The sequence below is a fragment of the Halorubrum sp. JWXQ-INN 858 genome, assembly GCF_009806985.1.
In the GTDB taxonomy this organism is placed as follows: domain Archaea; phylum Halobacteriota; class Halobacteria; order Halobacteriales; family Haloferacaceae; genus Halorubrum.
Genome location: NZ_WUAX01000005.1, coordinates 355,142 through 380,066 on the forward strand (window position 1 = coordinate 355,142; position 24,925 = coordinate 380,066).

The 24,925-nt window shown below is 70.9% G+C and carries 26 protein-coding genes; 19 read left to right on the forward strand and 7 right to left on the reverse strand.

The window, feature by feature from the left end; genetic code table 11:
* Positions 1–43: 43 nt before the first annotated feature.
* The 4 genes from GRS48_RS03130 to GRS48_RS03145 all read left to right on the forward strand — a co-directional run bounded on the left by GRS48_RS03130 (position 44) and on the right by GRS48_RS03145 (position 2,857).
* Positions 44–1,279 (forward strand): tripartite tricarboxylate transporter permease, encoded by a 1,236-nt coding sequence (locus GRS48_RS03130; protein ID WP_159483455.1) that lies wholly within the window; start codon positions 44–46, stop codon positions 1,277–1,279.
* A 177-nt stretch (positions 1,280–1,456) separates the two neighbouring features.
* Entirely contained in the window at positions 1,457–1,636 is a 180-nt protein-coding gene (locus GRS48_RS03135) for an HVO_2753 family zinc finger protein (protein WP_159483456.1), read from the forward strand.
* Between the two features lies 1 nt (position 1,637).
* Positions 1,638–1,904 (forward strand): elongation factor 1-beta, encoded by a 267-nt coding sequence (locus GRS48_RS03140; protein ID WP_159483457.1) that lies wholly within the window; start codon positions 1,638–1,640, stop codon positions 1,902–1,904.
* 161 nt (positions 1,905–2,065) lie between these two features.
* The gene (locus tag GRS48_RS03145; protein WP_159483458.1) at positions 2,066–2,857 is read left to right on the forward strand and encodes an HpcH/HpaI aldolase/citrate lyase family protein; all 792 of its coding nucleotides are present in this window, start codon (positions 2,066–2,068) and stop codon (positions 2,855–2,857) included.
* Between the two features lie 72 nt (positions 2,858–2,929).
* Here GRS48_RS03145 and GRS48_RS03150 read toward each other — a convergent pair whose 3' ends face one another.
* Positions 2,930–4,348, reverse strand: a complete 1,419-nt coding sequence (locus GRS48_RS03150) for an ATP-binding protein (protein WP_159483459.1) — start codon at positions 4,346–4,348, stop codon at positions 2,930–2,932.
* 244 nt (positions 4,349–4,592) lie between these two features.
* Between GRS48_RS03150 and GRS48_RS03155 the strand changes: the two genes are divergently transcribed.
* Positions 4,593–5,735 (forward strand): thiolase family protein, encoded by a 1,143-nt coding sequence (locus tag GRS48_RS03155; protein WP_159483460.1) that lies wholly within the window; start codon positions 4,593–4,595, stop codon positions 5,733–5,735.
* Positions 5,736–5,847: 112 nt separating this feature from the next.
* Complete coding sequence (gene ddh, locus GRS48_RS03160) at positions 5,848–6,795, forward strand: D-2-hydroxyacid dehydrogenase (RefSeq protein WP_159483461.1); 948 nt, start codon at positions 5,848–5,850, stop codon at positions 6,793–6,795.
* Positions 6,796–6,924: 129 nt separating this feature from the next.
* Here the strand turns inward: ddh and GRS48_RS03165 are convergent, their stop codons facing one another.
* Both GRS48_RS03165 and GRS48_RS03170 read right to left on the reverse strand, forming a co-directional pair.
* Positions 6,925–7,863 carry a CehA/McbA family metallohydrolase gene (locus tag GRS48_RS03165; protein WP_321168263.1) on the reverse strand — a complete coding sequence of 313 codons (939 nt, stop codon included), beginning with the start codon at positions 7,861–7,863 and terminating at the stop codon, positions 6,925–6,927.
* Positions 7,864–7,945: 82 nt separating this feature from the next.
* Positions 7,946–8,902 carry a permease gene (locus tag GRS48_RS03170; protein ID WP_200840194.1) on the reverse strand — a complete coding sequence of 319 codons (957 nt, stop codon included), beginning with the start codon at positions 8,900–8,902 and terminating at the stop codon, positions 7,946–7,948.
* 141 nt (positions 8,903–9,043) lie between these two features.
* On the opposite strand from GRS48_RS03170, the gene GRS48_RS03175 reads away from it, so the two are divergent.
* The 4 genes from GRS48_RS03175 (at position 9,044) to GRS48_RS03190 (ending at position 11,656) form a co-directional block, all read left to right on the forward strand.
* Complete coding sequence (locus GRS48_RS03175; RefSeq protein WP_159483462.1) at positions 9,044–9,217, forward strand: zf-TFIIB domain-containing protein; 174 nt, start codon at positions 9,044–9,046, stop codon at positions 9,215–9,217.
* A gap of 2 nt (positions 9,218–9,219) precedes the next feature.
* The gene (locus tag GRS48_RS03180) at positions 9,220–9,720 is read left to right on the forward strand and encodes a hypothetical protein (RefSeq protein ID WP_159483463.1); all 501 of its coding nucleotides are present in this window, start codon (positions 9,220–9,222) and stop codon (positions 9,718–9,720) included.
* Positions 9,721–10,115: 395 nt separating this feature from the next.
* Entirely contained in the window at positions 10,116–10,574 is a 459-nt protein-coding gene (locus tag GRS48_RS03185; RefSeq protein WP_159483464.1) for a nucleoside deaminase, read from the forward strand.
* On the forward strand, positions 10,571–11,656 hold the full coding sequence (locus tag GRS48_RS03190; protein ID WP_321168264.1) for a carbohydrate kinase family protein: 1,086 nt from the start codon (positions 10,571–10,573) through the stop codon (positions 11,654–11,656). The genes GRS48_RS03185 and GRS48_RS03190 overlap by 4 nt, the downstream gene beginning before the upstream one ends.
* Before the next feature lie 27 nt (positions 11,657–11,683).
* On the opposite strand, the gene GRS48_RS03195 is transcribed toward GRS48_RS03190, so the two are convergent.
* On the reverse strand, positions 11,684–12,511 hold the full coding sequence (locus GRS48_RS03195) for a BtpA/SgcQ family protein (RefSeq protein WP_159483465.1): 828 nt from the start codon (positions 12,509–12,511) through the stop codon (positions 11,684–11,686).
* Positions 12,512–12,589: 78 nt separating this feature from the next.
* Between GRS48_RS03195 and GRS48_RS03200 the strand changes: the two genes are divergently transcribed.
* The 5 genes from GRS48_RS03200 (at position 12,590) to GRS48_RS03220 (ending at position 17,412) form a co-directional block, all read left to right on the forward strand.
* Positions 12,590–13,054 carry a hypothetical protein gene (locus GRS48_RS03200; RefSeq protein WP_321168265.1) on the forward strand — a complete coding sequence of 155 codons (465 nt, stop codon included), beginning with the start codon at positions 12,590–12,592 and terminating at the stop codon, positions 13,052–13,054.
* Between the two features lie 48 nt (positions 13,055–13,102).
* Positions 13,103–13,462, forward strand: a complete 360-nt coding sequence (locus tag GRS48_RS03205; RefSeq protein ID WP_159483466.1) for a 4a-hydroxytetrahydrobiopterin dehydratase — start codon at positions 13,103–13,105, stop codon at positions 13,460–13,462.
* A gap of 116 nt (positions 13,463–13,578) precedes the next feature.
* Entirely contained in the window at positions 13,579–14,814 is a 1,236-nt protein-coding gene (locus tag GRS48_RS03210) for a threonine synthase (RefSeq protein ID WP_159483467.1), read from the forward strand.
* Positions 14,815–14,930: 116 nt separating this feature from the next.
* Positions 14,931–16,430, forward strand: coding sequence for an SLC13 family permease (locus GRS48_RS03215; RefSeq protein ID WP_159483468.1), 1,500 nt, complete (start codon positions 14,931–14,933; stop codon positions 16,428–16,430).
* A 76-nt stretch (positions 16,431–16,506) separates the two neighbouring features.
* Positions 16,507–17,412: an NADP-dependent phosphogluconate dehydrogenase gene (locus GRS48_RS03220; protein ID WP_159483469.1), complete on the forward strand. Its 906-nt coding sequence runs from the start codon at positions 16,507–16,509 to the stop codon at positions 17,410–17,412.
* Positions 17,413–17,473: 61 nt separating this feature from the next.
* Here the strand turns inward: GRS48_RS03220 and GRS48_RS03225 are convergent, their stop codons facing one another.
* Positions 17,474–18,700 carry a proteasome-activating nucleotidase gene (locus GRS48_RS03225; RefSeq protein ID WP_159483470.1) on the reverse strand — a complete coding sequence of 409 codons (1,227 nt, stop codon included), beginning with the start codon at positions 18,698–18,700 and terminating at the stop codon, positions 17,474–17,476.
* Positions 18,701–18,985: 285 nt separating this feature from the next.
* Here GRS48_RS03225 and GRS48_RS03230 point away from each other — a divergent pair, with 285 nt between their 5' ends.
* On the forward strand, positions 18,986–19,564 hold the full coding sequence (locus tag GRS48_RS03230; RefSeq protein WP_321168266.1) for a response regulator: 579 nt from the start codon (positions 18,986–18,988) through the stop codon (positions 19,562–19,564).
* A gap of 37 nt (positions 19,565–19,601) precedes the next feature.
* On the opposite strand, the gene GRS48_RS03235 is transcribed toward GRS48_RS03230, so the two are convergent.
* Positions 19,602–20,840 (reverse strand): NAD(P)/FAD-dependent oxidoreductase, encoded by a 1,239-nt coding sequence (locus GRS48_RS03235; RefSeq protein WP_159483471.1) that lies wholly within the window; start codon positions 20,838–20,840, stop codon positions 19,602–19,604.
* A 191-nt stretch (positions 20,841–21,031) separates the two neighbouring features.
* Here GRS48_RS03235 and GRS48_RS03240 point away from each other — a divergent pair, with 191 nt between their 5' ends.
* Both GRS48_RS03240 and GRS48_RS03245 read left to right on the forward strand, forming a co-directional pair.
* The gene (locus GRS48_RS03240; protein ID WP_159483472.1) at positions 21,032–21,628 is read left to right on the forward strand and encodes a DUF6149 family protein; all 597 of its coding nucleotides are present in this window, start codon (positions 21,032–21,034) and stop codon (positions 21,626–21,628) included.
* Positions 21,629–21,754: 126 nt separating this feature from the next.
* A complete protein-coding gene (locus GRS48_RS03245; protein ID WP_159483473.1) occupies positions 21,755–22,747 on the forward strand; it encodes an AI-2E family transporter in 993 nt (330 codons plus the stop codon).
* 44 nt (positions 22,748–22,791) lie between these two features.
* On the opposite strand, the gene GRS48_RS03250 is transcribed toward GRS48_RS03245, so the two are convergent.
* Complete coding sequence (locus tag GRS48_RS03250) at positions 22,792–24,162, reverse strand: NAD(P)/FAD-dependent oxidoreductase (RefSeq protein ID WP_159483474.1); 1,371 nt, start codon at positions 24,160–24,162, stop codon at positions 22,792–22,794.
* Between the two features lie 190 nt (positions 24,163–24,352).
* On the opposite strand from GRS48_RS03250, the gene GRS48_RS03255 reads away from it, so the two are divergent.
* Positions 24,353–24,919, forward strand: coding sequence for a TspO/MBR family protein (locus tag GRS48_RS03255; RefSeq protein WP_159483475.1), 567 nt, complete (start codon positions 24,353–24,355; stop codon positions 24,917–24,919).
* Positions 24,920–24,925: the final 6 nt, after the last annotated feature.

The following is a 24,925-nucleotide window of genomic DNA, read 5'->3' on the forward strand; positions in this document are numbered from 1 at the left end:
GCGCCCGGACGTTTATCCCCGAAGCCGCGGCCATCCCGTCTCGATGGACGCCCTGGTCCGGCCCGTGTTCGACCCGACGTTTGCCGCGCTCGCGCTCGCCTTCCTCTGTGGCGGCGCGGCGCTCGGCACGGTGAGCGGGCTCGTTCCGGGGCTTCACGCGAACAACTTCGCGCTGTTGCTCGCGGGGGTTGCGCCGTCGATCCCGGCCGACCCGCTCCTCGTGGGCGTCGCGATGCTCGCCGCGGGGGTCGTCCACTCGTTCCTCGACATCGTCCCGGCACTGGCGCTCGGCGTCCCCGACGCGGCGACCGCGATCGCGGCGCTGCCGGGGCATCGACTCGTCGTCGCGGGTCGGGGACGCGAGGCGCTTCGGCTCTCCGCGGTCGGCTCGGGGCTGGCCGTCGCGCTCGCCGTCCCGCTCGCGCTTCCGATCACGTGGCTCATGGTTCGCGGCTATCCGACGGTCCGCGCGCACCTCCCGTGGCTCCTGGCCGGCGTCGTCGCGTTCCTCGTCCTCACCGAGTCCTCGAAACGGGCGGCGGTCGGCGGCTTCCTCGCGTTCCTCGCGAGCGCCGTCCTCGGGGCCGCCACGCTCGACGTCGACCCGTCGGCCCCGCTCGACGCGGGCGGCGTCCTCGCCCCGCTTTTCACCGGGCTGTTCGGCGCGCCCGTCCTCGTCGACGCGCTGGGCGGCGACGGGGTCCCGCCGCAGGCCGACGCCCGGATCACGATGGGGAAACGCGATCTCGGCGTCACCGCGACGGCCGGGTCGCTCGCGGGGGCCGTGGTGGGGTACATCCCGGGCGTCTCCGCCGCGATCGCCGCGGTCGCCGCCCTGCCCGCGGTGCCGCGGCGCGAGGCGGACCGCGGGTTCGTCGTCGCCACGAGCGGTGCCAACACCGCGAATACCGTGTTCGCGCTGTTCGCGCTCGCCGCGCTCGGGACGCCGCGGACCGGCGTGACCGTCGCCGTCGATCGTGCCGGGGTCCCGCTCGCGCTCCCGGTCCTGCTCGTCGCGGTGGCGATCGCCGCGGTCTGTGGGTTCTCGCTCGTGGTCCTGCTCGGCGACGCGTACCTGCGCGTCGTCGGAAACGCCGACTACACGGTCGTCTCCGTGGGCGTGCTGTCCCTGCTCGCGGGGCTGTCGTTCGCGTTCGCGGGCGCGTTCGGCGTCGGCGTCTTCGCGGTCTCGGCGGCGCTCGGCCTCGTCCCGCCGCGGCTGGGGGCACGACGAGTCCACCTGATGGGGGTGCTGATCGGACCCTTGATGCTCGGCTGACGGCCGGCGGGCGTCGACGTCGGATCGGTCGCGTGTGTCGACGTCCGCCGATCGATCGTGGCGACGGCGGACCGGTCGCGGGTGTCGACATCCGACCGATCGCTCGCGCCGATGCCCGGTTCTGCGGGACGGGTGCAAAGAACAACGGTTAAAAGTCGCGCGACGGTGTGTTGAGGTATGAGCGAGAGTGAAACCCGAGGCGCGCGGAAGTGCGTCTCCTGCGGCATTCAGGTGTCCGGCATGAACGCCGCGACGTTCGCCTGCCCGGACTGCGGGACGACCATCCACCGGTGCGCGAAGTGCCGGAAACAGAGCAACCTCTACGACTGCCCCGACTGCGGGTTCCGAGGGCCCTGAGATGGGTGACGTCGCCGCCATCATCAAGGTGATGCCGAACAGTCCCGACGTCGACCTCGACGCGCTCCAGGACCGACTCGAGGAGTCGCTCCCGCAGGGCGCGAAGATCCGCGGCTTCGAGCGCGACGACGTCGCGTTCGGGCTCGTCGCGCTGCTCCCGACCGTCATCGTCCCCGACGGTGCCGGCGGCACCGAGGCCGTCGAGGAGGCGTTCGAGGGCGTCGAAGGCGTCGAGTCCGTCGCCGTCGAGAACGTCGGCCGTCTGTAACCCGGGCCCGCACCGTTTCTCCGGCCCGTCTCGGTTCTCCAGCACGCTCCGTCCAGGAGCGGCGTCGCTGCCCCGTCATCTTCATCACACCCGCCATCTCCATCGCCCCCAGCCCCTCCGACGTCGCGCACGTTTTTATCGCCCCTTCGTGAACGTCGGGCATGGATCTCGCACGGCGACTTCACGCGGGCGAGCGACCGGTCGGCGGCTGGTGTTCGGTGCCGTCTCCGACCGTCGCCGAAGCGCTGTCGACGGCGGCGTTCGATTTCGTCACCGTCGACACCGAGCACGCGCCGACGACGACCGAGTCGGTCGAGAACATGGTGCGGGCCGTCGATGCGGCCCCCGGTGACACCGAGACGGTCGTCAGGGTCGCCGAGAACGATCCGGTCCGTATCAAGCGGGTCCTCGACGCGGGGCCAGCGGGGTTGATGGCCCCGCAGGTGAACTCGGCCGCCGAGGCCGCGGCGCTCGTGGAGGCGTGTCGCTACCCGCCACAGGTCGATGGCGACGGGGAGTCCGCCGGGACCGGTCGGCGAGGGGTCGCCGCCAGCCGGGCGTCCGATTACGGTCGGCGGCTCGACGAGTACGTCCGCCACGACTCGTTTTCGATCGCCGTCATCGCGCAGATAGAGACGGAGCGGGCGGTCGCGGCGGCGGGCGAGATCGCGGCCGTCGACGGGATCGACGCGCTGTTCGTCGGGCCCGCGGACCTCTCGGCGTCCATGGGTCGGTTCCGCGCGTTCGACGACCCGGCCGTCCGGGAGGCGATCGACGCGACGGTCGCGGCCGGCGACGAAGCCGGGGTCCCCGTCGGGACGCTGGCGACGAGCGAGGCGCGGATCGACGCGTGGCTCGAGGCGGGGTTCGACTTCCTGATCGTCGGGACCGACGTCGGCTTCCTCTCGACCGGGGCGGACCGCGCGATCGAACGGTATCACGACCGTCGCTAACCGTCGGAGTCGTCCGACACCGGGGTGTGATCGGTTCTCGCTCCGTTGGGATCAGTCCTCGCTCCGCCGGTATCAGTCGTCCGCCTGATCGGGCGCGGCGTCGTGTGCGTGGTCGTGGTCGCTGTGGTCGTGGTCGTGGTCGCCGTGATCGTCGCCGTCGCCGTCGTTGTTCGTGTGGCCGACGATCTCGGCGCCCTCGCCGTCGATCATGTCCATGTTCTTGAGGTTGTCACGCTCCTCGAAGTCGGCGACGGCCTCCATCACGTCCGTCTGGGTGATCGTCATCCGGTCCTCCGTGAGCGCGCCGAGGACGGCCTCCCGAAGGACCATCCGGAGGTCAGAGCCCGTGAGCCCGGCGGTCCGGTCGGCGACCTCCTCGGGGTCGAAGTCGGCGATCTGCATCCGTCTGGTGACGATCCGGAGGATGTCGGCGCGCATGTCCCGGTCCGGCTTCGGGAAGTTGACGATCTCGTCGAACCGCCGCCAGGCGGCCGCGTCGAGCTGGTCCGGGTGGTTGGTCGCGCCGATGAGCAGCACCTCGTCGCGGACGAGCGACACCTCGTCGATCGACTTGAGCAGGGTGTTGACCGCGCGCTTCAACGCGGCGTGTTCGTCGGAGCGGCGCGTCTTCGCCACGGAGTCGAACTCGTCGATGAAGAGGATACACGGGGAGAGCCGTTTTGCGACCTCGAACGTCTTCTCGACGTTCTTGGCCGTCTCGCCGAGGTACTGGCTGGTGATCATCGACAGCTTCACCTCGACGAACGGGAGGCCGAGCTCGTGGGCGAGCCCTCGCGATATCGTGGTCTTCCCGGTGCCCGGCGGCCCGACGAACAGCAGCTTGCCGATCTCGCGGAGGCCGATCCGCGCGAGGTACTCGCGGTGTTCGATCGCCTTGACGATCTTCTGGATCTCCTCCTCCTGGTCGCCGGTGAGCACGAGGTCCTGAAGGGTGGTCTCGATCTCCTCGGGCGCGCGAACGTTGACGAGGTCGAGCATCTCGCCGTCCTCGTCCTCGTCGAAGTACTCCTCGAGGAGCGCGTCGATCCACACCCTGTCGGCGTGGATCGGCCGCGTCCCGTCGCGCGCCTCCTCGTGGGAGACCGGCGCGTCGAGCCCCTCGGCGCTCTCGAGCGCGGCGACGATCGTCGGGTTCGACGCGAGCCGCTCGTCGTCCGCGCGGTCGTGGAGCCACTCCAGCGCCATCCCCGGCTGGGTGAGTGTGATCTCGCCGGAGAAGTCGGTCCGCTGGGTGAACAGCAGGTCCGAGACCGCCTCCCAGGGGCGTTCGACGCCCGTCGCCGTGCGGGTCACGCCGTCGGTCGCTTTCAGCGGGCGCTCGACGCCGCCCGGGGCGTCGCCGCCGGCAGTATCCGACCAGAACACCTGCCGAAACCGTGGCGGCAGGTCGTTCTCGTCGAGGTCGCGGTTCTCGGAGTATAGGTGGGCGGTCAGCACGAACTCGACCACGTCGAGCGCCGGGTCACTCATCCCCGTGAGATAACGGTGGTGGCCGCTTAAGGCCGTCGAACGCTCCCGAGCTCCCCGTCGCCGTTCGTCGTGCTCACCGCGCCGCTCCCGTCACGCGCCGTCCGCGGTCCTCGCCGCGCCGTTCCGCGTCACGCAGGGCCGCTGTCCTCACCGCGCCACTCCCCGCCCCGACCGGCCGTAAACTACGGACCGATTCCTCGGGGTTCCACGCCGTTTTAAGCCGGTGACCGGTCTGTGTTCGGGTATGACCGACGAGACGACGCCCGTGATCGCGGCCGCGTATCGAACACCGCAGGGGAAAGACGGGGGCGTCTACGCGGACGTCCGGAGCGAGGACCTCTCGGTCCGCCTCATCGACCACACGCTCGCGGAGACCGGGCTGACGAGCGACCACGTCGACGACCTCATGTGGGGCGTCGCTCAGCAGCGCGGCGAGCAGGACAACAACGTCGCCCGCGTGATCGCGCTGCTCTCCGAGCTGGGCGAGTCGGTGCCGGCCGCCTCGATCAACCGCTGGTGTGCGTCCTCGATGCAGGCGGTGATCTCCGCCGCCGACGCGGTCGCCGCGGGCAACCGCGACTGCGTCGTCGCCGGCGGCGTCGAGAACATGTCCCGCGTGCCGATGGACGGCGAGTCGTACCAACACCTCCACCCCGAGCTGTCGGAGCGATACAACGTCTTCCAGCTTCAGATGGGAATGACCGCCGAGAAGGTCGCCGAGGAGTACGACGTGAGCCGCGAGGCGCAAGACGAGTACGCGGCGCGGAGCCACCGGCGCGCCGCGGCGGCGACGGAGTCGGGGCGGTTCGACGACGAGATCGTCCCCGTCGAGACCGACGACGGGACCGTCGAGACCGACGAGGGGATCCGCCCGGACACGACCGCGGACGCGCTCGCGGACCTCCCGCCCGCGTTCACCGGCGACGGCACCGTCACCGCGGGCAACGCCTCGCAGATCTCCGACGGGGCCGCCCTGACGCTCGTCACGAGCCGCGCGTTCGCCGACGACTACGGGCTCGACGTCCTCGCGGAGGTCGGCACGAACGCCGTCGCCGGCGTCGACCCCACCGTCATGGGGATCGGCCCCGTCCCGGCGACCCGCGGCCTGCTCGACCGTGCCGGGACGTCGATCGACGACTACGACCTCGTCGAGCTCAACGAGGCGTTCGCCTCCCAGTGTGAGTACGCGCGCCGCGAGCTCGGCGTCGACGAGGACGTCTACAACGTGAACGGCGGCGCGATCGCGCTCGGCCACCCGCTCGGCGCGTCGGGCGCTCGGCTCCCCGTCACCCTGCTCCACGAGATGCGGAAGCGCGACGCCGACCGCGGGCTCGCGACGCTCTGTGTCGGCTTCGGTCAGGGGGCGGCCGTCGAGTTCCTCAGATAACCACGACGCGGCGGCGCGGTCGCGTCGCGTTCTCCGTCGCGTTTCCGCCGCCTTCCCCGTCACGCTCCCCGTCTCGGGTTCTTTTAAATACCGTCCGGACGGATCCGTCGGTATGACGTTTACACTCGGCGTCCACGACACCGTCGACGCGGTGTTCCCCCCGGAGGTCCTCGTCGACGCGCTCGCGAACACGCCCGCCGCCTCGGGGACGGACGTCCGCGTCGTTCCCGCCGGCGACACGGACGCGCTCGCGGCCTGTGACGCGCTCGTGACGTTCGCGTACGACGGGGCGTTCCTCGACGCGGGCCTCGAGTGGATCCACTCGATCCAGACCGGAGTCGACCGATTCCCCTTCGACGACCTGGAGGGGGCCGGGATCGCACTCACCAACTCGACCGGGATCCACGGCGACGCCATCGGCGACACGGTCGCGGGCTACATGCTCAGTTTCGCCCGCCGGCTCCACGTCTACCGCGACCAGCAGCGCGACCGCGAGTGGACCTGGCCCGCCTTCGACGAGCCGTTCTCGTTGGCCGGCGAGCGGCTCTGTGTCGTCGGGCTCGGCGTGCTCGGCCGGGGGATCGCCTCGCGGGCGTCCGGGCTCGGGATGGACGTCGTCGGCGTCAGGCGGACGCCGACGCCGGTGGCGAACGTCGACGAGACCGTCGGCCGCGACGGGCTCGCGGACGCGATCGCGGACGCCCGGTTCGTCGCGCTCGCGCTCCCGCTCACCTCGGAAACGGCGGGGCTGATCGGCGAAGCCGAGTTGGCGTCGATGCGCGAGGACGCCTACCTGATAAACGTCGCCCGTGGGAGGATCGTCGACGAGGACGCGCTCGTCGCGGCGCTCGACGAGGGGTCGATCGCGGGGGCCGCGCTCGACACCTTCGAGACGGAGCCGCTCCCGGAGGCGTCGCCGCTGTGGGGCCACGAGGAGGTCATCGTCACCCCGCACGCCGCGGCCGCCCACGGCGAGTACGCGGACCGGGTCGCGGAGATCGTCGCCGAGAGCCTCCGCCGCCGCGCGGCCGGCGAGGGCTACGCGAACAGGGTCGTTTGAGCGGTCAGGCGGGACGGGAGGATCGCGTTCGGTGAGTGGCGGCGGAGAACGGCAGAGAGCTGTGGAGGACGGGAGGGAGCTGTGGAGGACGGTGAAGAACTGCGGAAACGGTGGCGAGCGGCGGTCGGGTCAGCGGACCCACGAGGCGATCCGCGCGAGCCGGTGTGCGCCCTGGAGCGCGCCGACCCGTGCGGTCGAGGCGGTCCGGATGGCCGCCCACTTGGCGGTCGTCGCGCTCCTGACGGCCCCGGTCTTCGCGTAGTAGCCGGACTTGCGCGCGGCGGCGATGGCGTAGTGTTTCGTCGCCATCGGGACCGGCGCCCGCTTTCCGCTCACGGTCGTCGTCCCCTCGCGGATCGCCGCGAGGACGTCGTCGGCGGTCACGTCCGCGACGGCGTCGACGCCGTCGATCTCGAGTTCGGTGAACGCACGGCCGACGTATTCCAAGGTGTGAGCGTCGCTGGCGGCGACTCCCGGATAGCCGTGCTCGGCGGCGAACCGTCGTGCGCGGCGGTTCCGGTAGCCGGTGAACAGCCAGGCGTTGAACACCTCGACGGCGTCGACCTCGTCGACCTCGTCGACCTCGTCGATCCCCTCAGCGGTTCCGACGGCCTCGTCGACGGTGGCGGTCGGGTCGTCAACGATCGCGGCCGAGTCATCGACGGTCGCGGCCGGGTCGACGGGTTTCGGGACGGGGATGTGTTTCTTCCGGACGCCGTGGCGCGACCGCTGGAAGGGGTGCGGGACGACGGCGACGCCGCCGTGGTCGTGGATCCACGACACGGTCTCGCCGAACGGTTCCCGGTGTGGGGGCATCTCCTCGACGCCGATCGCGAGGAGGTGGCCGTGGGCCGTCGACACTTCGACGCCGGGGATCCCGATCAGCCCGTAGTCGGCAGCCAAGTCGGCGGCCCGTTTCGACTCGCCCATCACGTCGTGGTCGGTGATCACGACCGCGTTCAGTCCGATGTCCGCGGCGTGTTCTAAGATCAGCTCGACGGGCTCGTGGCCGTCGTAGCTGTCCTCGGAGTGGACGTGCGGATCGATGCGGACGGTGACGCGGGACACGTTCGACGGTACGTCGGCGAGGATATATAAACCCCATACGGTCGGGTCGACGCCCGCGGGGCGCTCGACGCGATCCGGGGCCTCAGAACAGCCGCCGGATGCGGTCGACGACCGACTCGTCGTCCGCCTTCGCCTGCTCTTCCGCCCGCTGCTGTCGGCGAAGCTCCCGGAGCGCGGTCGCCTGGTCGTCCGTTCCCTCCCCGCTCGCCGTCTCGACGTCGCCGCCCTGTAGCCCTTTCAACTGCGTGACCGCGTCGTCGACGGACGCGTCGGTCGTGCGCGTCTCCGTCGCGGAACCGTCGAGGCGTTCGCGGTCGATCTCGACGTCGTCTATCGCGCTCGTGTTCAGCTCGAGCCGTCGGTTCTCGCTGCGCTCGACGCCCCCCCACGTCAGCTCGGCGTCCCCGAGCTCGCGCTCGATGTCCGCGCGGACCTGCTCGTCGGTGACCGCCTCGTCTCCGGCGTCGGTCCCGTCGCCCGCGCCCTCGGCGCCCGCCCCGACGGCACCGCCGCCCGCGGCCCCCGCGGTGCCCGCCAGACCACCGGCGATCCCGGTCACCCGCTCGACGCGATGGGCGACCAGCGCGGCCCCGGTCGCGCCGATCACCGACGCGAGCCCGACGCTGTAGACGGCGACCCCCTGTGCGCTGTAGTCGGGCGGGTTGACGACGTTCCACTGGTTCGGGTACGCCCAGACGAACAGGCCGACGGCGGCGACGCAAACGAGCCCGCCGACGCCGCCGAGGTACACCATCCGCACGTCGACCGGGAGGAGGACGACGACGCCGAGCAGGAGCGCGGGGAGCCCGACCGCGGCCGCGACGACGGCGACCTCGCGGACGGCGTACATCGACCCGCTGTTCGACGGCAACGTCGCGCTGTAGAGGAACGCGGCCACCCCGGCCACCCCGAGCCCGAGCCCGACGAAGAAGAGTCCGAACCCCGCGTACACGTCGACCGTGCGGTCCGGATCGCCGATGTATCGACGGTAATACGCCATGAACGGGTTCGTGTCGCTCGACTCGTTCGGGTCGCTCATACGGGGTCCTTTCCGCGCGGTGTTATCATTATTTCCCCGGGGCGGTCCCGTCCCGAGCGGACTCGTGCTCCTCCACCACACCGACCCCGTCTCGACCCCTGTGTTTTTTGCCTCCGCCGTCGAGGCCTCACGTGACCAACCGTGACGAACGACTGTCCCCGCTGCGAGGCGGCCCTGACGACGCTGACGCTGGCCGGCGCGGAGGCCGTCGCGTGTGACGCCTGCGGCTACGTCGGCGTCGAGGCGGACCACTCCGGTGAGCCGCGGGTCGCCGAGAGCTGGGCGGACGCGATACGGCGGTTCCAGGAGGGATGAGAATGGCAACGCTCGACATCACCGAGGCCGACCGAGACCGGATCGACGCCCTCCGCGAGGAGCTGGAGGCGACACACGCGGGCCCGTACGCGTCCGTCGGGCGCGACGACGTCGTCGCGTACCTCCTCGACCTGGCCGAGGCGGTCGACGACCCCGACCGGCTGGCCGATCCGGCGGCGTTCGACCCCGAGGACGCCGCCGAAGACGTCGACAGTGACGCAACCGACGACGCCGACAGCGACGCCGCCGACGTCGATACCGATGCCGCCGACGTCGATACCGATGCCGCCGACAGCGACGCCGCCGAAGACGCCGCCGAAGACGCCGCTAACGACGGCGGGTCGGGGCAGCTGAACGCGATGTTGAGTCTCCTCGACACGCACGCCGACAAGTGGCGGGAGGCGGACGGCGACGCCCGCTACGAGGTCGATCTCCCGGACGGAACCGCCGAGACGGCCCGGACGAAGGACGACGTTCGGGCGATCCTCTTCAAGCGCTACTGACCCTCACGCTGTCATATGACCCCGCTCACACGCCTCCGTCGGTGGCTTTCCGATCGCCTGTGGTCCAGCGGCGACGACCCGAGCTCTGATGCGGCTTCGACCTCCGACGCGGACCCGTCCTCCGCCCCCGGGGCCGAGCAGCCCGCCGGACCGGACGCTCCCGCCGGATCCGAGGAGCCGACGCTCGATCCGACCGTCGCGACGGAAACGCGGACGGGCACGACCGACGACGCGGTCGCCGCGCTTCGCGATCTCCGTCGATCGCCCCCGAGCGATGTGGCTCCGGACGACGGATCGACTCGAAGCGACGACGAACCGGATCGAGAGGGCCAGGACGACGGCCCGTCGTCGCCACGGTGACGAACCGTTAACTACCGTCGCGGGGAACTCCGGACATGACCGTGGAACGTGACCGCGTCGACCGGGCGATCGAGCTCTCCCGCGAGGCGGTCGAGGCGGGCGATACCCCGTTCGGGGCCCTGTTGGTCGTCGACGGCGAGATCGTCGCGGAGGCGCGAAACACCACGCGAACCGACGACGACCTGACGGCTCACCCCGAGCTGAAGCTGGCCCGGTGGGCCGGTCGCGAGCTCGACGCGGACGCGGCGGCGCGAAGTACGATGTACGCGAGCACCGAGCCCTGCCCGATGTGTTCGACGGCGATCGTGTACGCCGGCATCGGGCGGGTCGTCTTCGGCGTCGCCGGCGCGACCGTCCACGAGCTGACCGGCGGCGGCGTCGACGTCCCGTGTTCGGAAGTGGTCCGGCGCGCGAACGGGGCGACGACGGTCGTGGGGCCGGTCGCCGAACGCGAGGCGATGGCCGTCCACGAGGCGGCCCGGGATGCGCCGTGAGCCGGACGCCGGACTGCGTCGTGATCGGCGGCGCGATGGTCGACGAGGTCCACGCCGTGAGCAACCTGCCCGAGCCGGACGGCGGCGCGTTCGCGCACGACGTCGAGACCCGCGTGGGCGGCGTCGGGGCCAACGTCGCCGTCGCGCTCGACCGCCTCGGGCGGGACGTCGCGCTCGTCAGCCGAGTCGGCGACGACGACCGGGGACGGCTCGTCCGTGAGCACCTCGCCGACACCGGCATCGACACGACCCACGTCGCGGTCGGGGACGGGACGACGAGCTACTCGCACGTGTTCCGCGACCCCGCCGGGCAGCGGATGATCGTCACCGCCGGCGGGAGCTTCCGGGACCTCCGCCTCACGGACGCGGCGCTCGAGACGATCCGGGGGGCCGAGGCCGTCTTCCTCACTGCCTACACCCCGGATCCGGTCGCCGCGGCGGTCCTCGAACGGGTCGCGGCGGCCAGCGGTAACGACGCGAACGCGGCCGACGCGAACGCGACCAACACGAACGCGGTCGATATGAACGTGGCCGACGCGAACGCGGTCGATACGAACGCGGCCGACGGTCCCGCGGTCGCGTTCGACCTCTCCGGGCCCGTCTCCGAACTGTTGGACCGCGGGACCGCGCCCGCGACGATCCACGGGCTGGTACGCCACGCGGACCTGTTCGTCGCGGCCGACGTCGCGGCCGGGGCGTACTTCGGCGGCGAGGCGGCCGCCCGCGAGCGGGTCGGGGCGGCCGTCGACGGCACCGCCGACCGCGCGGTGCTCACCCACGGGGCGGACGGCGCGACCGTGCTGGCCCACGGCCGGCGGTCCCGGGTCGACGCCTTCGACGTCGACGCCGTCGACACGACCGGAGCCGGCGACGCGTTCGTCGCCGGGCTGATCGACGGCTGGCTGCTCGGCGACGCCCGCCCGGATGCCGGCGTTTCGTCCGGCGATCCGGTCGACGGCATCGAGGCTGGCGTCCGGTTCGCCGCGGCCACCGCGGCGATCAACTGCACCTCGCCGTCCGCACAGGCGGGCTTACCGACGCGGTCGGCCGTGGAGGCGTTCCTACGGGAGCGCGGCTGGTGAGGGATCGTTCGAGGGACCGACGCGGCCCTACCGGGCGTCGTCAGCGCGCTCGACGAGGGCCGCGACGCGGTCGGCGTCGACGGGGCCGGTCGTCTCGCCGTCGACCTTGAGCGCCGTCCCGACGATGACGCCGTCGGCGACTTCGAGGAGGTCCGCGACGGTGTCGTGACGGACGCCGCTGCCGACGAACACGGGCGTGTCGAGCCCGTGTGCGGCCCGCTCGTCGACGACGTCCCGGAGCGCCGTCTCCTCGAGCGCCTCGCCCGTCCCGCGGCCCGAGGCGATCACCGCGTCCGCGAGCCCGCGCTCGGCGGTGTCCGCGAACGATTCCGCCGTGTACCCCTCCGCAGTCAGCGGGGCGGAGTGTTTCACGTCGGTGTCCGCGAAGACGCCGACGTCGACGCCGAGCCGGTCGCGGAGCCGGAGCGTCTCGTGGGCCCGACCCTGTAGGATCCCCTGGTCGGCGACCCGGGCCCCGGTGTGGACGTTCACCCGGACGAACGCCGCGTCGACGGCGCTCGCGACGCTCACGGCGGCCGCGGCGTCGTTGCGGAGCACGTTGATCCCGACCGGGAGGTCCGTCGCGGACGTCACCGCCGTCGCGGCACGCGTCATCGACGCGACCGTGTGGTCCGGCACGTCGTCGGGATAAAAGGGGGCGTCCCCGAAGTTCTCGACGATCACGCCGTCGACGCCGCCGCGGTCGAGCGCCGCCGCGTCCCGTCCGGCACGCTCGACGGCCGCAGCCATGGCGGCCGCCCCGTCGTCGTCCGCCTTCGGCGCGCCCGGCAGCGGCGGGAGGTGTACCATGCCGACGACCGGCTTCGCCGTCCCGAACGTGGCCTCGAGGTCCATGTGATCGCCCGCACGCCCGCCCGACTTATAAGCCCTCCACAGCGTTTATGTCCGCGGTCGACGAGGTGTCACCGTATCGTGATCCTTGTCCCCGATCCACACGATCGGGACGGCGAGTTGACGCTCGTCGTCGCGCTCGACGCCGCCCGCGCGTTCGCCGACCCGGGAGCGGTCGTCGAGGACGCCCGGCGCTGGAGCCGGTACGTCGGCGTGGTCGACAACGACGTCGAGGCGGTCGCGGCGTTCCTCGCGGACCACGGCGTCGAGAACGACTTCGCGCTCGGCGACCGCGACAAGTGGCGAGCGATGGCTGACATCAAGGCGGCCGCGAACACGCCCCGATACGTCTTCGTGGGCGCGTCGCCGGAGGACCGTCGGCTCGCGAAGCACGTCGGCTGGGAGTTCCTCACGTCGAACGAGGCGGCCGAGAAGGCCGGGTGGACCCTCTCAGGACCCGCCGAGGCCGGCCGGAACGGCGATCGTGGCGACGGGAGCGACGCCGGGGTCCTGGACCGGCTTCGCCGATCGCTGTGGCCCTTTTAAATCGGGATCCGCGGAAAGTACAAGCGGCTCGATCGCGAACGAGTACCCATGTCCGAATCACTCGCGGACGAACCGTGTGAATCGCCTTCCGAAGAGGACGACCCGCTGACCGAGGACGAGTACGCGCCGCTGCTCGACCGGCTCGACGACGAGGTGTGGTCGGTCGTCGACGGCCAGCGGCTGGAGGGGACGTACCCGTTCGACGACTTCCGTGACGCCTTGGAGTTCACGTACGAAGTCGGCGAGCTCGCCGAGGACGTGTGGCACCACCCGGACGTCCACCTCTCGTGGGGCGAGGTCGGCGTCGAGCTCTGGACCCACGAGATCGACGGCCTCCATCGGACCGACTTCGTGATGGCCGCGCGGATGGACCGGCTCCACCGCGGATACGCCCCGTCCGAGGAGTGACCGTCAAGCGATGCCGTCGACCCGCCGTTCGCGGGGCGAACGGCCGAGCGCGATAGGAACCCCACACCGGTTGCCGGCATGCGATGGGGGAAACCCCTTGAGGGTCACGGGAGGGTATGCACACGACCGACGCGTTCGTTGGCCTCTCCTGTGTCGACTGCGGCGAGACCTTCGACGCGGAGACGGCGACCCACCGGTGTCCGGACTGTGACGGTATCCTCGACCCGGCGTACGACTACGACCGGATCGACCTGACCCCGGAGGACCTCCAGGCACGCCCCTTCGACTCGATGTGGCGCTACGAGGAGCTGCTCCCGTTCACGAGCGGTGCGGCGGTGTCGCTCGGCGAGGGCGCGACCCCGCTCGTCGAGTGTCCCGGGCTCGCGGAGGCGATGGGCGTCGGCCGCGTCCTGCTTAAAGACGAGGGGATGAACCCGACCGGGACGTTCAAGGACCGCGGACAGGCGGCCGCGATGACCGCGGCGCGCGAGCACGGCGCGACCGACGTGGCGCTGAACAGCGCCGGCAACGCGGGCCAGGCGGCGGCGGCGTACGCGGCCCGCGCCGAGCTCGACGCCCACGTCTACCTCCCCTCGCGCTCGGGGTTCACCCAGAAGGCGATGACGGAGGTCCACGGGGCCGACCTGACGGTCACCGACCCGATCGACGGCAACTCGCAGATCGGTGACTCCGGCCGGGCGTACGCCGAGGCGATGGACGAGAACCCCGACTGGTACTCCGCGAAGACGTTCGTCACGCCGTATCGCCACGAGGGGAAGAAGACGATGGCGCTCGAGGTCCTCGAACAGCTCGACTGGGAGGCCCCGGACGCCGTGGTCTACCCGACCGGCGGCGGCGTCGGCCTCGTCGGGATGCACAAAGCCGCCCGTGAGGTTCGTGACCTCGGCTGGACCGACGACCTGATCCCGATGTACGCCGCACAGGCCACCGGCTGTGCGCCGATCGTGAACGCCTACGAGGCCGGCGCGGACCGCCACGAGCCGCTGTCGGACGACGAGATCGACACCGCGTGCGGCGGGATCGCCATCCCCGACCCCGGCGCGAGCCCGCTCATCCTGGAGGCGATCCGCGAGTCCGACGGCGGAGCGGTCGCCAACACCGACCACGAGATCCTCGACGCCGCCATCGAAGTCGCTCGCGTCGAAGGGTTGGAGATGGGCGCGACCTGTGCGGCGGCCGCGGCCGGCGCGTTCACCCTCGCCGAGGAGGGCGAGCTCGGCTCCGACGACACCGTCGTCCTGCTGAACACGGGCGCCGGAAACAAGGACGTCGACACGCTCCGCGCCCACCTCGGCGAGACGGAGGCGGCCGCCGACGGCGACGCGGCGTGATCGTCGACGCTGAAGACGAGCGCCGGGTGTCGTAGCCGTTTCGACGGCGGGAACCGGACGGGTGCGAGGTCGTCCGAGACGGGCACTTTTAACAGGAGTTCGAGAGTTCCGGACGCATGCGTCTCCCTTCACGGAGCGACGTCGGCCGGCCGCTCGGGCCGGTCGGGTTCGCGCTCCTCTGGCTCGGCGGCGACACGATCGGGCTCGCCCCCGACGCCGCGGCCGCGCTCGCCTGTACCGCCTGGATCGTCGTCTGGTGGGTGACTGAGGCCGTCCCGATCCCCGTGACGAGCCTGCTCCCGATCGTCCTCTTCCCGGCGACCGGGATCCTCGGTGCCGGCGAGACGACGACCGCGTACGGCGACCCGATCGTGTTCCTCCTGTTGGGCGGGTTCCTCCTGGCGCTCGCCGTCGAGCGGACCGGCCTCCACGAGCGCGTCTCGCTGTACGTCATCAGCCGCGTCGGCGTCAGCGCGCCGGGGCTCCTGTTCGGGTTCATGGCCGCGACGGCGCTCCTGTCGATGTGGATCTCGAACACCGCGACCGCGATGTTGATGGTGCCGATCGCGATCGCCGTCATCTCCCAGACGCACACGGTGACGCCCGGTCCGCAGGTCGGCACCGCGGAGGGCGTCGGCGACCTCGTCCACGACGTCGACGAGGACCCCGAGTCGCTCCCGGCGACGCGGTTCGGCGTCACGCTCATGCTCGGGATCGCGTACGCGGCGTCCGTCGGCGGCGTCGGCACGCTCATCGGGAGCCCGCCGAACGCGGTGCTCGCGGGCGTCGCGGAGAGTCAACTCGGCGTCGACGTCGGGTTCCTCGAGTGGATGCGGTTCGGTCTCCCCGTCGCGGTCGTCGGCACCCTCGCCGTGTGGGCGACGCTGCTCGTCGTCGTCCGGCCGACGATCGACGTCGTCCCGGGGCGCGAGGCGGTCGCGGCACACAAGCTCACCCAGCTCGGCCCCGCGTCCGCCGGTGAGCGCCGGGTCGCGGCCCTGTTCGGGATCGTCGCGCTCGGGTGGCTGACCCGGCCGTTTCTCATTACACCGATCGTCCCCGCGGTCACCGACGCGACGATCGCGATCGCGGGCGGCGTCGCCGCCTTCCTCGTCCCCACGAACGCCCGTCGGCGGGAGTTCCTGCTGGACTGGGAGTACGCACTCCGGCTCCCGTGGGGCGTGCTCCTCCTCCTCGGCGCGGGGTTCGCGCTCGCCCGGGCCTTCCAGCGAACCGGGCTCGACGGGCGCATCGCCGACCTCATCACCGGGGTCGGGACGACCGGCCTGCTCGGACTCGTCGTCCTCCTCGCGGCGGTCGTCGTCGTGCTCACCAACGTCACCTCGAACACGGCGACCGCCTCGGTGTTCTCGCCGGTCGCCGTCGCCGTCGCGGGCTCTATGGGTCTGCCGCCGCTGTCACTTTTAGCGACGGTCGCGCTCGCGGCGTCGTTCGCGTTCGTTCTCCCGGTGGCGACCGCGCCCAACGCCATCGTCTTCGGCTCCGGCTACCTCACGGTGCCGGAGATGGCGCGGATCGGTGCCGCCGTCAGCGTCGTCGGGACGGCCGTGATCGTCGTCGGCGTCGTCTGGTGGCTCCCGTTGGTGTGGGGGTGACGGCGACGCCAACGGGGGACCGCGTCCCGCCGTCCGAACCGGAACCACTACGCCCCGCCACGCCGACCCCCTCCACATGCAACTCGGCGTCATCGGACTCGGACGGATGGGGCGGATCGTCGTGAACCGGTCGCTGGACGCGGGCCACGACGTGGTCGCGTTCGACCTCTCGGCGGAGGCGACGGCGACGGCCGCGGAGGCGGGCGCGGAGCCGGCCGACTCGATCGCCGACCTCGCGGAGCGGCTCGGCGACGACAAGCGGGTGTGGGTGATGGTGCCCGCCGGCGACGCGGTCGACGCCACGCTCGCGGACCTCTCGTCACACCTGGACGGCGACGACGTGGTCGTCGACGGCGGCAACTCCCACTTCGAGGCGTCGGTCCGGCGTGCCGAGTCGACGGACGCCGCCTACCTCGACTGTGGCACCTCCGGCGGCCCCGCCAGCGCCGAGGAGGGGTTCTCGTTGATGGTCGGCGGCCCCGCCTGGGCTTACGAGGAGTTGGTCCCGGTGTTCGACGCGGTCGCGACGGGCCCGGACGGCCACGACCGCATGGGGCCGTCCGGCTCGGGTCACTACGTGAAGATGGTCCACAACGGCGTCGAGTACGCGCTGATGCAGGCGTACGGCGAGGGGTTCGAGCTGCTCGCGGACGGCCGATACGACCTCGATCTGGAGGCCGTGGCGCGCACGTGGAACAACGGGGCGGTGATCCGGTCGTGGCTGCTCGAGCTCTGTGAGGAGGCGTTCCACGAGGAGGGATCGGACCTCGGCGACGTCGCCGACCACGTCGCGGGCGGCTCCACCGGGACGTGGACCGTCGAGGAGGCGCTCGAACAGGAGGTCCCGGTCCCGCTCATCTACGGGGCGCTCGCCGAGCGGTTCGACTCACGCAACGAGGGCCGGTTCTCGCGGCGGCTCGCGAACCGGCTCCGCTACGGCTTCGGGCGACACGACGTGGCGCGACGGGCGGAAAACGAGTGATCGACCGCACGGCTACTCCGCAGGGATCGGGTCGCCGGCCCGGGGCTACCGGGCGCGGGCGCTAGTACTGGTAGTCGATCGCGCGCTCGGCCGTGCCGTCGTCGTCCTCCTCCAGCTTCTCGCACGCCTTCTCGAAGTCGATGCGGTGGACCTCCGTGCGGCCGTCACGGATGGCGAACATTCCGGCCTCGGTCGCGATCGACGCGATCTCGGCCCCGCTGTAGCCGTCGAGATCGCGAGCGATCGCGCCGACGTCGACGTCGTCGTCGACGTTCATCCCAGCCGAGTGGATCTCGAGGACGCGCTTGCGGCCCTCGGCGTCCGGCACCGGTACCTCGATGAGGCGGTCGAACCGCCCCGGCCGGAGGATCGCCTCGTCGAGCATGTCGAAGCGGTTGGTGGCGGCCATGATGCGGATCTCGCCGCGCTCGTCGAAGCCGTCCATCTCCGAGAGCAGCTGCATCATCGTGCGCTGCACCTCGGCGTCGCCGGACGTCTTCGAGTCCGTGCGCTTCGAGGCGACGGCGTCGATCTCGTCGATGAAGATCACTGCGGGCTCGCGGTCCGCCGCCAGCTCGAAGAGGTCGCGGACGAGTCGGGAGCCCTCGCCGATGAACTTCCGGACGAGTTCGGAGCCGGCCATCTTGATGAACGTGGCGTCGGACTCGTTGGCGACGGCCTTCGCGAGCATCGTCTTGCCCGTTCCCGGCGGGCCGTGGAGCAGGACGCCGCTCGGGGGATCGACGCCGACGGCCTCGAACTGTTCGGGGTTCTCGAGGGGGTCCTCGACGGCCTCGCGCACCTCGCGGATCTGCTCGTCGATGCCGCCGATGTCGGCGTAGGTGACGTCGGGGGAGGCCGTGACCTCCATCGCCTGCGCCCGGGAATCCGTCTCGTCGTCGAGCACCCGCTGGATCGCGAACGAGTCGTTGATCGCGACGCGGTCGCCCGGCCGGAGGTCGGCGTCGAGCCGGGTCGACGTCTGCGTCAGCACTTCCTGGTTGTTGCCGTGCTGTTTGATCACGACGCCGTCCTCGGTCAGCTCCTCGACGGACGCGATGTACAGCGAGGTGGTCTTGAGCACCTCGTTTTCGCGTTTCAGCTCGTCGACGTCGGTTCGGAGGTCCCCGCGGCGGCCCTGTGCGTCGTCCAGACGGTCCTGGAGCTCATCGTTGAGCCGGACGATCCGCCGGTAATGCTGGCGGATCGCTTCGAGTCGCTCCGCCTCGTTCATCTCCGGATCGATCTCCAGACGAGGGCGGTCCGGCAGTGACGGGCTGTGAGACATTCGTTGGAGGGCGCTACGTCATCCGCGTAAATGTGCCTTTGGGTCACGTCGCCGTCCGGAACGACGCCCGCGGGAGGCCCGAACCGACCGCCTCGGCCCCGCGGCGGTGGCCCACGCCCTCCTCGGCGGGCCACGTTCCTTCGGGCGGGAGTTATCCCGGCTGATAGTCCCGACCCGTTGATTTATACGGGTCGGGTCGTAGTCGTCGACCATGACCGCTGGATCCACGACCGGGCGCGTATCGTCGTCGGGTCGAACGCGGAGGCGACCGCACGGGGGAGCGCCGTGACGACCGACGGGGGGAGCCAGGACGAGGCCGACCGAGCGACGGTGCTGGCGGTCGACGACGAGGTCGATCTCGCCGAGCTCTACCGCGCGTATCTCGCCCCGTCGTACGACGTGCGGATCGCGACCGACGGGGAGACGGCGCTGTCGAAGATGGACGACTCGGTCGACGTCGTCCTGCTCGACCGACGGATGCCGGGGATGTCGGGCCACGAGGTGCTCACCGCGATCCGCGAGGCCGGGTACGACGCCCGGGTCGCGATGTTGACCGCGGTCGAGCCGGACGTCGACATCGTCGACATGCTGTTCGACGACTACAAGACGAAGCCGGTGATGAAAGCGGAGCTGTGTGCGCTCGTGGAGGTGTTGCTTCGGCGCGCGGAGTTCGACGAGCGGAGCCAGGAGTTCTTCGCGCTCGCCTCGAAGAAGGCCGCGCTGGAGGCCGCCGGAAACGCCGGGACCGAGGAGTACGAGGAGCTGATCGACCGGGTCGAAACGGTCCGCGAGCAGGTCGACGACACCCTCGACGAGCTCTCCGCGCGGGACGCCTTCGTCGAGGTCCCGTTCGAGTCCGTTTAAAACGAGCCGCCGGCGATCGCCGGGCCCCCGTACTGACCTACTGTTCGGTCGCGGGCGCGAGGTCGTCGGCGGAAAAGCCCGGCTCCATGAGCAGGTCCTTCTGGTCGGCGACGTAGCGCCCCTCGCGCATCAGCTGCTTGAACGCGGACTGCGGGGAGAGGTCACCGATGAGCACGCCGCCGACGATCCGTCCGTCCTTCAGCGCGACGCGCCGCCACTCGCCCTCGGCGGTCGTCGCCTCGACGGAGTCGTCGCCGAGCGTCGGGTGACCGAACGAGAGGAACGGGAAGTCGAAGTGCGTGATGGAGTACGAGGAGACCCAGCGGAACTCCTCGGACTCGTAGTCGACCATGTTGCGCGCGGCGATCGTGCCCTGCTCTTTCGCGGAGCCCCACGCCCCGTTCTGGGCACGCTCGCCGAGGACGACGTCGTGGAACTCCGTGATGTCGCCCGCGGCGAACACGTTGTCGACGTTCGTGCGCATGAACTCGTCGACGACGATCCCGTTGTCCGTCTCGATCGGGGTGTCCTCGACCAGCTCGGTGTTGAAGTCGAGCCCGATCGCGACGCCGGCGAAGTCACACTCGTAGCGTTCGCCGTTCGGGTCGACGGCGGCCTCGACGTGGCCGTCGGCGTCGACCTCGAAGTGGTCGACGCCGGAGTCGAAGACGGGCTCGACGCCGCGTTCGCGCATCGCCTCGTGCATGATCTCCGCGCCCTCCGTCGACAGGGCGTAGCGCCACCAGGAGTCCCCGCGCATGAGGTACTTCGCCTCGACGTCCTGTGCGCCACAGATGGCGGCGAAGTCGATGCCGAGCAGGCCCGCGCCGACGATGACGCCGTTGTCCGCGTCCTCGACGCTCGCTTTGATCTTCCGGGCGTCCTGGAACGTCCAGAAGTGATGGACCCCTTCGGCGTCGGCGTTCCCGACGGGGAGCTGCTGGGGCGTCCCGCCGACGGCGAGCAGAAGCGAGTCGTACTCGATCGTCTCGCCCCCGTGGGTGTGAACCGCGTCGTTCTCGACGTCGATGTCGACGACGACGGTGTTGAGCCGCAGGTCGACGTCGTGGTCCTCGTACCACCCCTCGTCGTGGATCGAGATCGGTGCTTCCGGGAGCTTCCCCTTCGCGAACTCCTTTATCAGGATCCGGTTGTAGAGGGCCTCGCCCTCGTCCGTGATGACCGTGATATCGGCGTCCGGCGACTGCTCGCGCAGCGTTTCAGCCGCGGAGGACCCCGCGATACCATCCCCGATGATCACGTACGAATCGCTCATAGCCGACCGTTTGAAGCGAGGGTTAATGTGGATTGCCATCCGCGCGGACGATGATGATAGACAACCGCATACCACGGGAGGGGGAACCGTATAAGGGCCTTCAATCGGGCTGTCGGCGGGTCTCCCGTGCGTTGCCGGGGCTCCCGCGCACGTCGCCACAGGTTCAATAGCGTCCGGTCCCGATCGGGGATATGAAGATCCGGCAGAACATCCGCCACTGGGCCGCGAAGAAGGCGCTGACGACGCCCGTCGTCGGCGACGTCGCCAACGACAAGCTCGTCGACCTCCACACGAGCATCTTCCTCAACAAGGCCGAGGAGGACCGCCGGGAGGAACGGCGCGCACACCTCGACGGCTTCTTCGACGCGACGATGGACGCGTACGTCGCCGCGCTGGAGGCCGGCTTCCCCGAGGCGGAGGCCCGCGAGATCACCCACGTGCAGGCGAACTTCGACTTCTTCAACCACGGATGGACCGAGATGATGGAGATCCCCGGCGACGAGCTGGAGGCGCACTACCGGCGGTACGAGGGGTTCTTCGTCGAACACGGGATCACGATCGACGACCCGCTCGGCGCGTTTCGGCCCGCGGACGGGATCGACGACGCGCCGGCGACGCCCGAGCGGCTGGAGACGCCCGAGTACGAGAACGCGCTGGCGGGCTTCGCGGACGACGTCTACGTGGAGACGGACGACGGCGAGACGCTCGTCGGCGGCGACACCGAGGAGCCCGAGGACGTCGACCCGTCCGTCGCGCCCGGCCTCGACGAGGACGAGGCGAGCGCCTGAGCCCGCCGGACCGCCCCGCACACCGAATCGAACGAACCGTACACCGAATCGAACGAACCGTACACCGAATCGAAAACGCTTCACTCCGGCACCCACCCTTATAAAGGGTCGCCGTGACGTCCCGGTATGAACCGTGGACAGTCCTTCCTGTTGCTGCTCATCGGGACGGTCGCCCTCCTCACCCTGTTCATCGTGCTCCCGTTCGTCGAGTACGTGATCGCGTCGGTGATACTCGCGTACGTCCTCTACCCGATCCACGACCGGTTGGAGGAACGGATCGGGGCGATGCCGTCGGCGATCGCGCTCATCGCCGCCTCGATCGTCGCCGTGATCCTCCCGCTCGCGTACATCTCGTCGGTGTTCGTTCGGGACCTCACGGCGATCGCGAGCGGGGAGACCGACCTCGACGTCGCCGCGATCGAGGCCCGGATCGCCGAACTGACCGGCGAGGAGATCGAGATCGCGACGTGGCTCGCGAGCGCCGGACAGGTGCTCCTGGAGTCGCTCTTCGGCGGGGTCGGCGAGGTGTTCGCGGGCGTGTTGCGGGCGTCGCTCGGGGCTGCGCTGTCGCTGTTCCTGCTGTACTACGTTCTCCGAGAGGGCCCGGAGTTCGTCGCGTGGGTCCGGGAGCTCGTGCCGCTGCCCGACGACGTCACCGACGGGCTGTTCGCGAAGATCGACGCGACGACGTGGGGGGTCGTGATCGGACACATCTCCGTCGCGCTGTTGCAGGCGGTGGTCGCGGGGGTCGGCCTCTGGGTGGCGGGGATCCCGAACGTCGTGTTCTGGACGTTCGTGATGGCCGTGCTCGCGCTGTTGCCGCTCATCGGCGCGTTCCTCGTGTGGGGGCCCGCCGCGGTGTACCTCGTCGTCGTCGACGAGGTCACGGCCGGCGTCCTGCTCGCGGTGTACGGGATCGCGATCGTCTCGATGGTCGACAACTACGCCCGCCCGATCGTCATCGACAAGCAGGCACATCTCAACCCGGGAATCATCCTCGTCGGCGTGTTCGGCGGCATCTACTCGATCGGCTTCACCGGCCTCTTCGTCGGCCCCATCGTCATCGGGGTGCTCGCCGCGACGCTGGAGACGTTCCGCGAGGAGTACGACGCGATCTGAACGGACGACGCGCGCGGATTGTCGGCGGCGACGACGGGGGCGGATCAGCCGTCGGCGTCGATCGCCCGGTCGGCCGCCGCGTCCGCGCGATCGACCGCCGCGTCCGTGCGACCGACCGCCGCGTCCGCCGCCTCGAACCCCGCGACGATCCCGCCGTTCAGCGAGCGCTCGGGGTACTGCGCCCGGCTCGCCATCCCCGCGTAGTAGACGCCCGGCGATCCCGCCGCGGCGAGGTCGGTCGGCACGATGGCGTCGCGATACCCCCGCTCGTAGACGGGCGCGGCGCGCGGGTTCCGAGCGATCCGAAACGCCGACACCGCCCCGCGATCGAACGCGGGAAAGAGGTCCTCGATCCCGGCGAGCCAGCGCTCCCGGAGCGCCGCGTCGTCGTCCGTCCAGTTCGGCTCGTCGGGCGACTGGACGTAGCTCGCGACGTACAGCAGGTGGTCGCCGCCGTACCGCTCGGGCGGCACGAAGTTCGTGTGCTCGATGAGCGCGCCGAACGGGGCGTCGTCGGCGACGTTGAGCCAGTAGGTGTCCGTCAGCGGCTCGTCCAGCGTGACGACCGCACACACCGCGCCCTGGAAGTCGATCGCACACGTGTACCCCGTCAAGTCGGTCAGGACGTTCGGCATCGCGGCGACCACGACGCCGTCAGTGTCGTGGGTTTCCGTCCCGGCGTCGGTCTCGACGGTCACCGACTCGACGCCGCCGGGGCCGGCGTCGAGCCCCGTCACGCGCGCGTTCGTCGTGATCACGTCCTCGCCGACGGCGTCGACGAGCGCGTCGAGCAGGACCGCGACGGAGCCGTCGAAGTAGCCCAACACCTCCCCGCGGAGGAGGTCGCGCTCGCCGCGGAACTTCACCCGGCCGAGCAGCCACGCCGCGGAGACGTCGTCGACGCGGTCGCCGAACTTCGCGTCGAGCAAGGGCTCGAAGAACCCGTCGTACACCCCCTGGGTCGTGTGCTCCACGATGAACTCCCGGACGGGGACGTCCTCGAAGTCCGCGAGGTCGTCGTACGTCCCGAACCGGGGGCGGCCTCCGCGAACGTCGATCCCCTGTGTGAGAAGCGCCAGCCGGAGCTTGTCGTAGAGGCTCATCCCGGGGTACGCGAGGATCTCCCACGGCTTGTCGAGCGGGTGGACGACGCCGTCGAGGTAGTAGGCGTTCTCGCCGATCCGCCACTCGAGACGGTCGCCGACGCCGAGCTCGTCGGCGAGCTCGACGATCGTCTCCTCGGAGCGCGAGAGGTGGTGGTAGAACCGCTCGATGGGGTCGCCGGCGGTGTCGTACAGCGCCGCGAGCCCGCCGACGGCGTCGGACGCCTCGAAGACGCGGACCTCGTGGCCCCGTGATCGGAGCCGATAGGCCGCCGCGAGCCCGGCGATCCCGCCGCCGACGACTGTGTACATACCGAAAGACAGGACCCGAGGCCGGTAAGTGCGTTGTGGAGTCCGACGCTCCGTCTCCGCTCCGTCCCGTCCCGTCCTCCGCCCCCGCTCCGCCCCGTCCCGTCCTCCGCTCCCCGATCCGCTCTGCCCTGCTCCGCTCCACCCGTCACGCCCGTCGGTGCTTAAGTGGATCTCGCCCGACTGATCGCATATGAGTCCTCCGTCCCGCACCGCCGGGCCGCTCGACCGCCGGGACGCCCTCAGGATGGCCCTCGCGGCCGTCGCCGTCAACGCGATCGGCGCGTTCGGCGTGCCGTTTACGACGCCGGACGCGGCGTGGTTCGTCGCCGCGGAGCTCCCGCCGTACTACCCGCCGAACTGGGCCTTCGGCGTCGTCTGGCCGGTGCTGTACGCGCTGTTGGGCGTCGCCGCGGTGTTGGTCCACCGCGAGGGCCGCGCCCGCGACGCCGCCGCTGGGATCGACGCCGCGCGGATCGACCGGATTCGAGGGCTCGTCCCACGGGACCGTGAGGCTCGGGTCGCGCTGGCGCTGTTCGGCGTCCAGCTCGCCGTCAACGTCGCCTGGTCGCCCGTCTTCTGGGGGCTCCGCCGGGTCGACCTCGGACTGGTCGTGCTCGTCGTGTTGTTCGCGCTCGTCGTCGCCACCGCCGTCGCCTTCGCGCGCGTCGACCGGCGGGCCGCCGCCCTCCTCGTCCCGTACCTGCTGTGGATCGCCTTCGCGACGGCGCTGAATTACGGGATCTGGGCGCTGAACTGACCCCGG

Excerpts from the sequence above, each read along its gene's own strand:
- GRS48_RS03130 (WP_159483455.1), top strand. The coding sequence starts at position 44 with ATGGACGCCCTGGTCCGGCCCGTGTTCGACCCGACGTTTGCCGCGCTC.
- GRS48_RS03135 (WP_159483456.1), top strand. The coding sequence starts at position 1,457 with ATGAGCGAGAGTGAAACCCGAGGCGCGCGGAAGTGCGTCTCCTGCGGC.
- GRS48_RS03140 (WP_159483457.1), top strand. The coding sequence starts at position 1,638 with ATGGGTGACGTCGCCGCCATCATCAAGGTGATGCCGAACAGTCCCGAC.
- GRS48_RS03145 (WP_159483458.1), top strand. The coding sequence starts at position 2,066 with ATGGATCTCGCACGGCGACTTCACGCGGGCGAGCGACCGGTCGGCGGC.
- GRS48_RS03150 (WP_159483459.1), bottom strand. The coding sequence starts at position 4,348 with ATGAGTGACCCGGCGCTCGACGTGGTCGAGTTCGTGCTGACCGCCCAC.
- GRS48_RS03155 (WP_159483460.1), top strand. The coding sequence starts at position 4,593 with ATGACCGACGAGACGACGCCCGTGATCGCGGCCGCGTATCGAACACCG.
- ddh (WP_159483461.1), top strand. The coding sequence starts at position 5,848 with ATGACGTTTACACTCGGCGTCCACGACACCGTCGACGCGGTGTTCCCC.
- GRS48_RS03170 (WP_200840194.1), bottom strand. The coding sequence starts at position 8,902 with ATGAGCGACCCGAACGAGTCGAGCGACACGAACCCGTTCATGGCGTAT.
- GRS48_RS03180 (WP_159483463.1), top strand. The coding sequence starts at position 9,220 with ATGGCAACGCTCGACATCACCGAGGCCGACCGAGACCGGATCGACGCC.
- GRS48_RS03185 (WP_159483464.1), top strand. The coding sequence starts at position 10,116 with ATGACCGTGGAACGTGACCGCGTCGACCGGGCGATCGAGCTCTCCCGC.
- GRS48_RS03195 (WP_159483465.1), bottom strand. The coding sequence starts at position 12,511 with ATGGACCTCGAGGCCACGTTCGGGACGGCGAAGCCGGTCGTCGGCATG.
- GRS48_RS03205 (WP_159483466.1), top strand. The coding sequence starts at position 13,103 with ATGTCCGAATCACTCGCGGACGAACCGTGTGAATCGCCTTCCGAAGAG.
- GRS48_RS03210 (WP_159483467.1), top strand. The coding sequence starts at position 13,579 with ATGCACACGACCGACGCGTTCGTTGGCCTCTCCTGTGTCGACTGCGGC.
- GRS48_RS03215 (WP_159483468.1), top strand. The coding sequence starts at position 14,931 with ATGCGTCTCCCTTCACGGAGCGACGTCGGCCGGCCGCTCGGGCCGGTC.
- GRS48_RS03220 (WP_159483469.1), top strand. The coding sequence starts at position 16,507 with ATGCAACTCGGCGTCATCGGACTCGGACGGATGGGGCGGATCGTCGTG.
- GRS48_RS03225 (WP_159483470.1), bottom strand. The coding sequence starts at position 18,700 with ATGTCTCACAGCCCGTCACTGCCGGACCGCCCTCGTCTGGAGATCGAT.
- GRS48_RS03235 (WP_159483471.1), bottom strand. The coding sequence starts at position 20,840 with ATGAGCGATTCGTACGTGATCATCGGGGATGGTATCGCGGGGTCCTCC.
- GRS48_RS03240 (WP_159483472.1), top strand. The coding sequence starts at position 21,032 with ATGAAGATCCGGCAGAACATCCGCCACTGGGCCGCGAAGAAGGCGCTG.
- GRS48_RS03245 (WP_159483473.1), top strand. The coding sequence starts at position 21,755 with ATGAACCGTGGACAGTCCTTCCTGTTGCTGCTCATCGGGACGGTCGCC.
- GRS48_RS03250 (WP_159483474.1), bottom strand. The coding sequence starts at position 24,162 with ATGTACACAGTCGTCGGCGGCGGGATCGCCGGGCTCGCGGCGGCCTAT.
- GRS48_RS03255 (WP_159483475.1), top strand. The coding sequence starts at position 24,353 with ATGAGTCCTCCGTCCCGCACCGCCGGGCCGCTCGACCGCCGGGACGCC.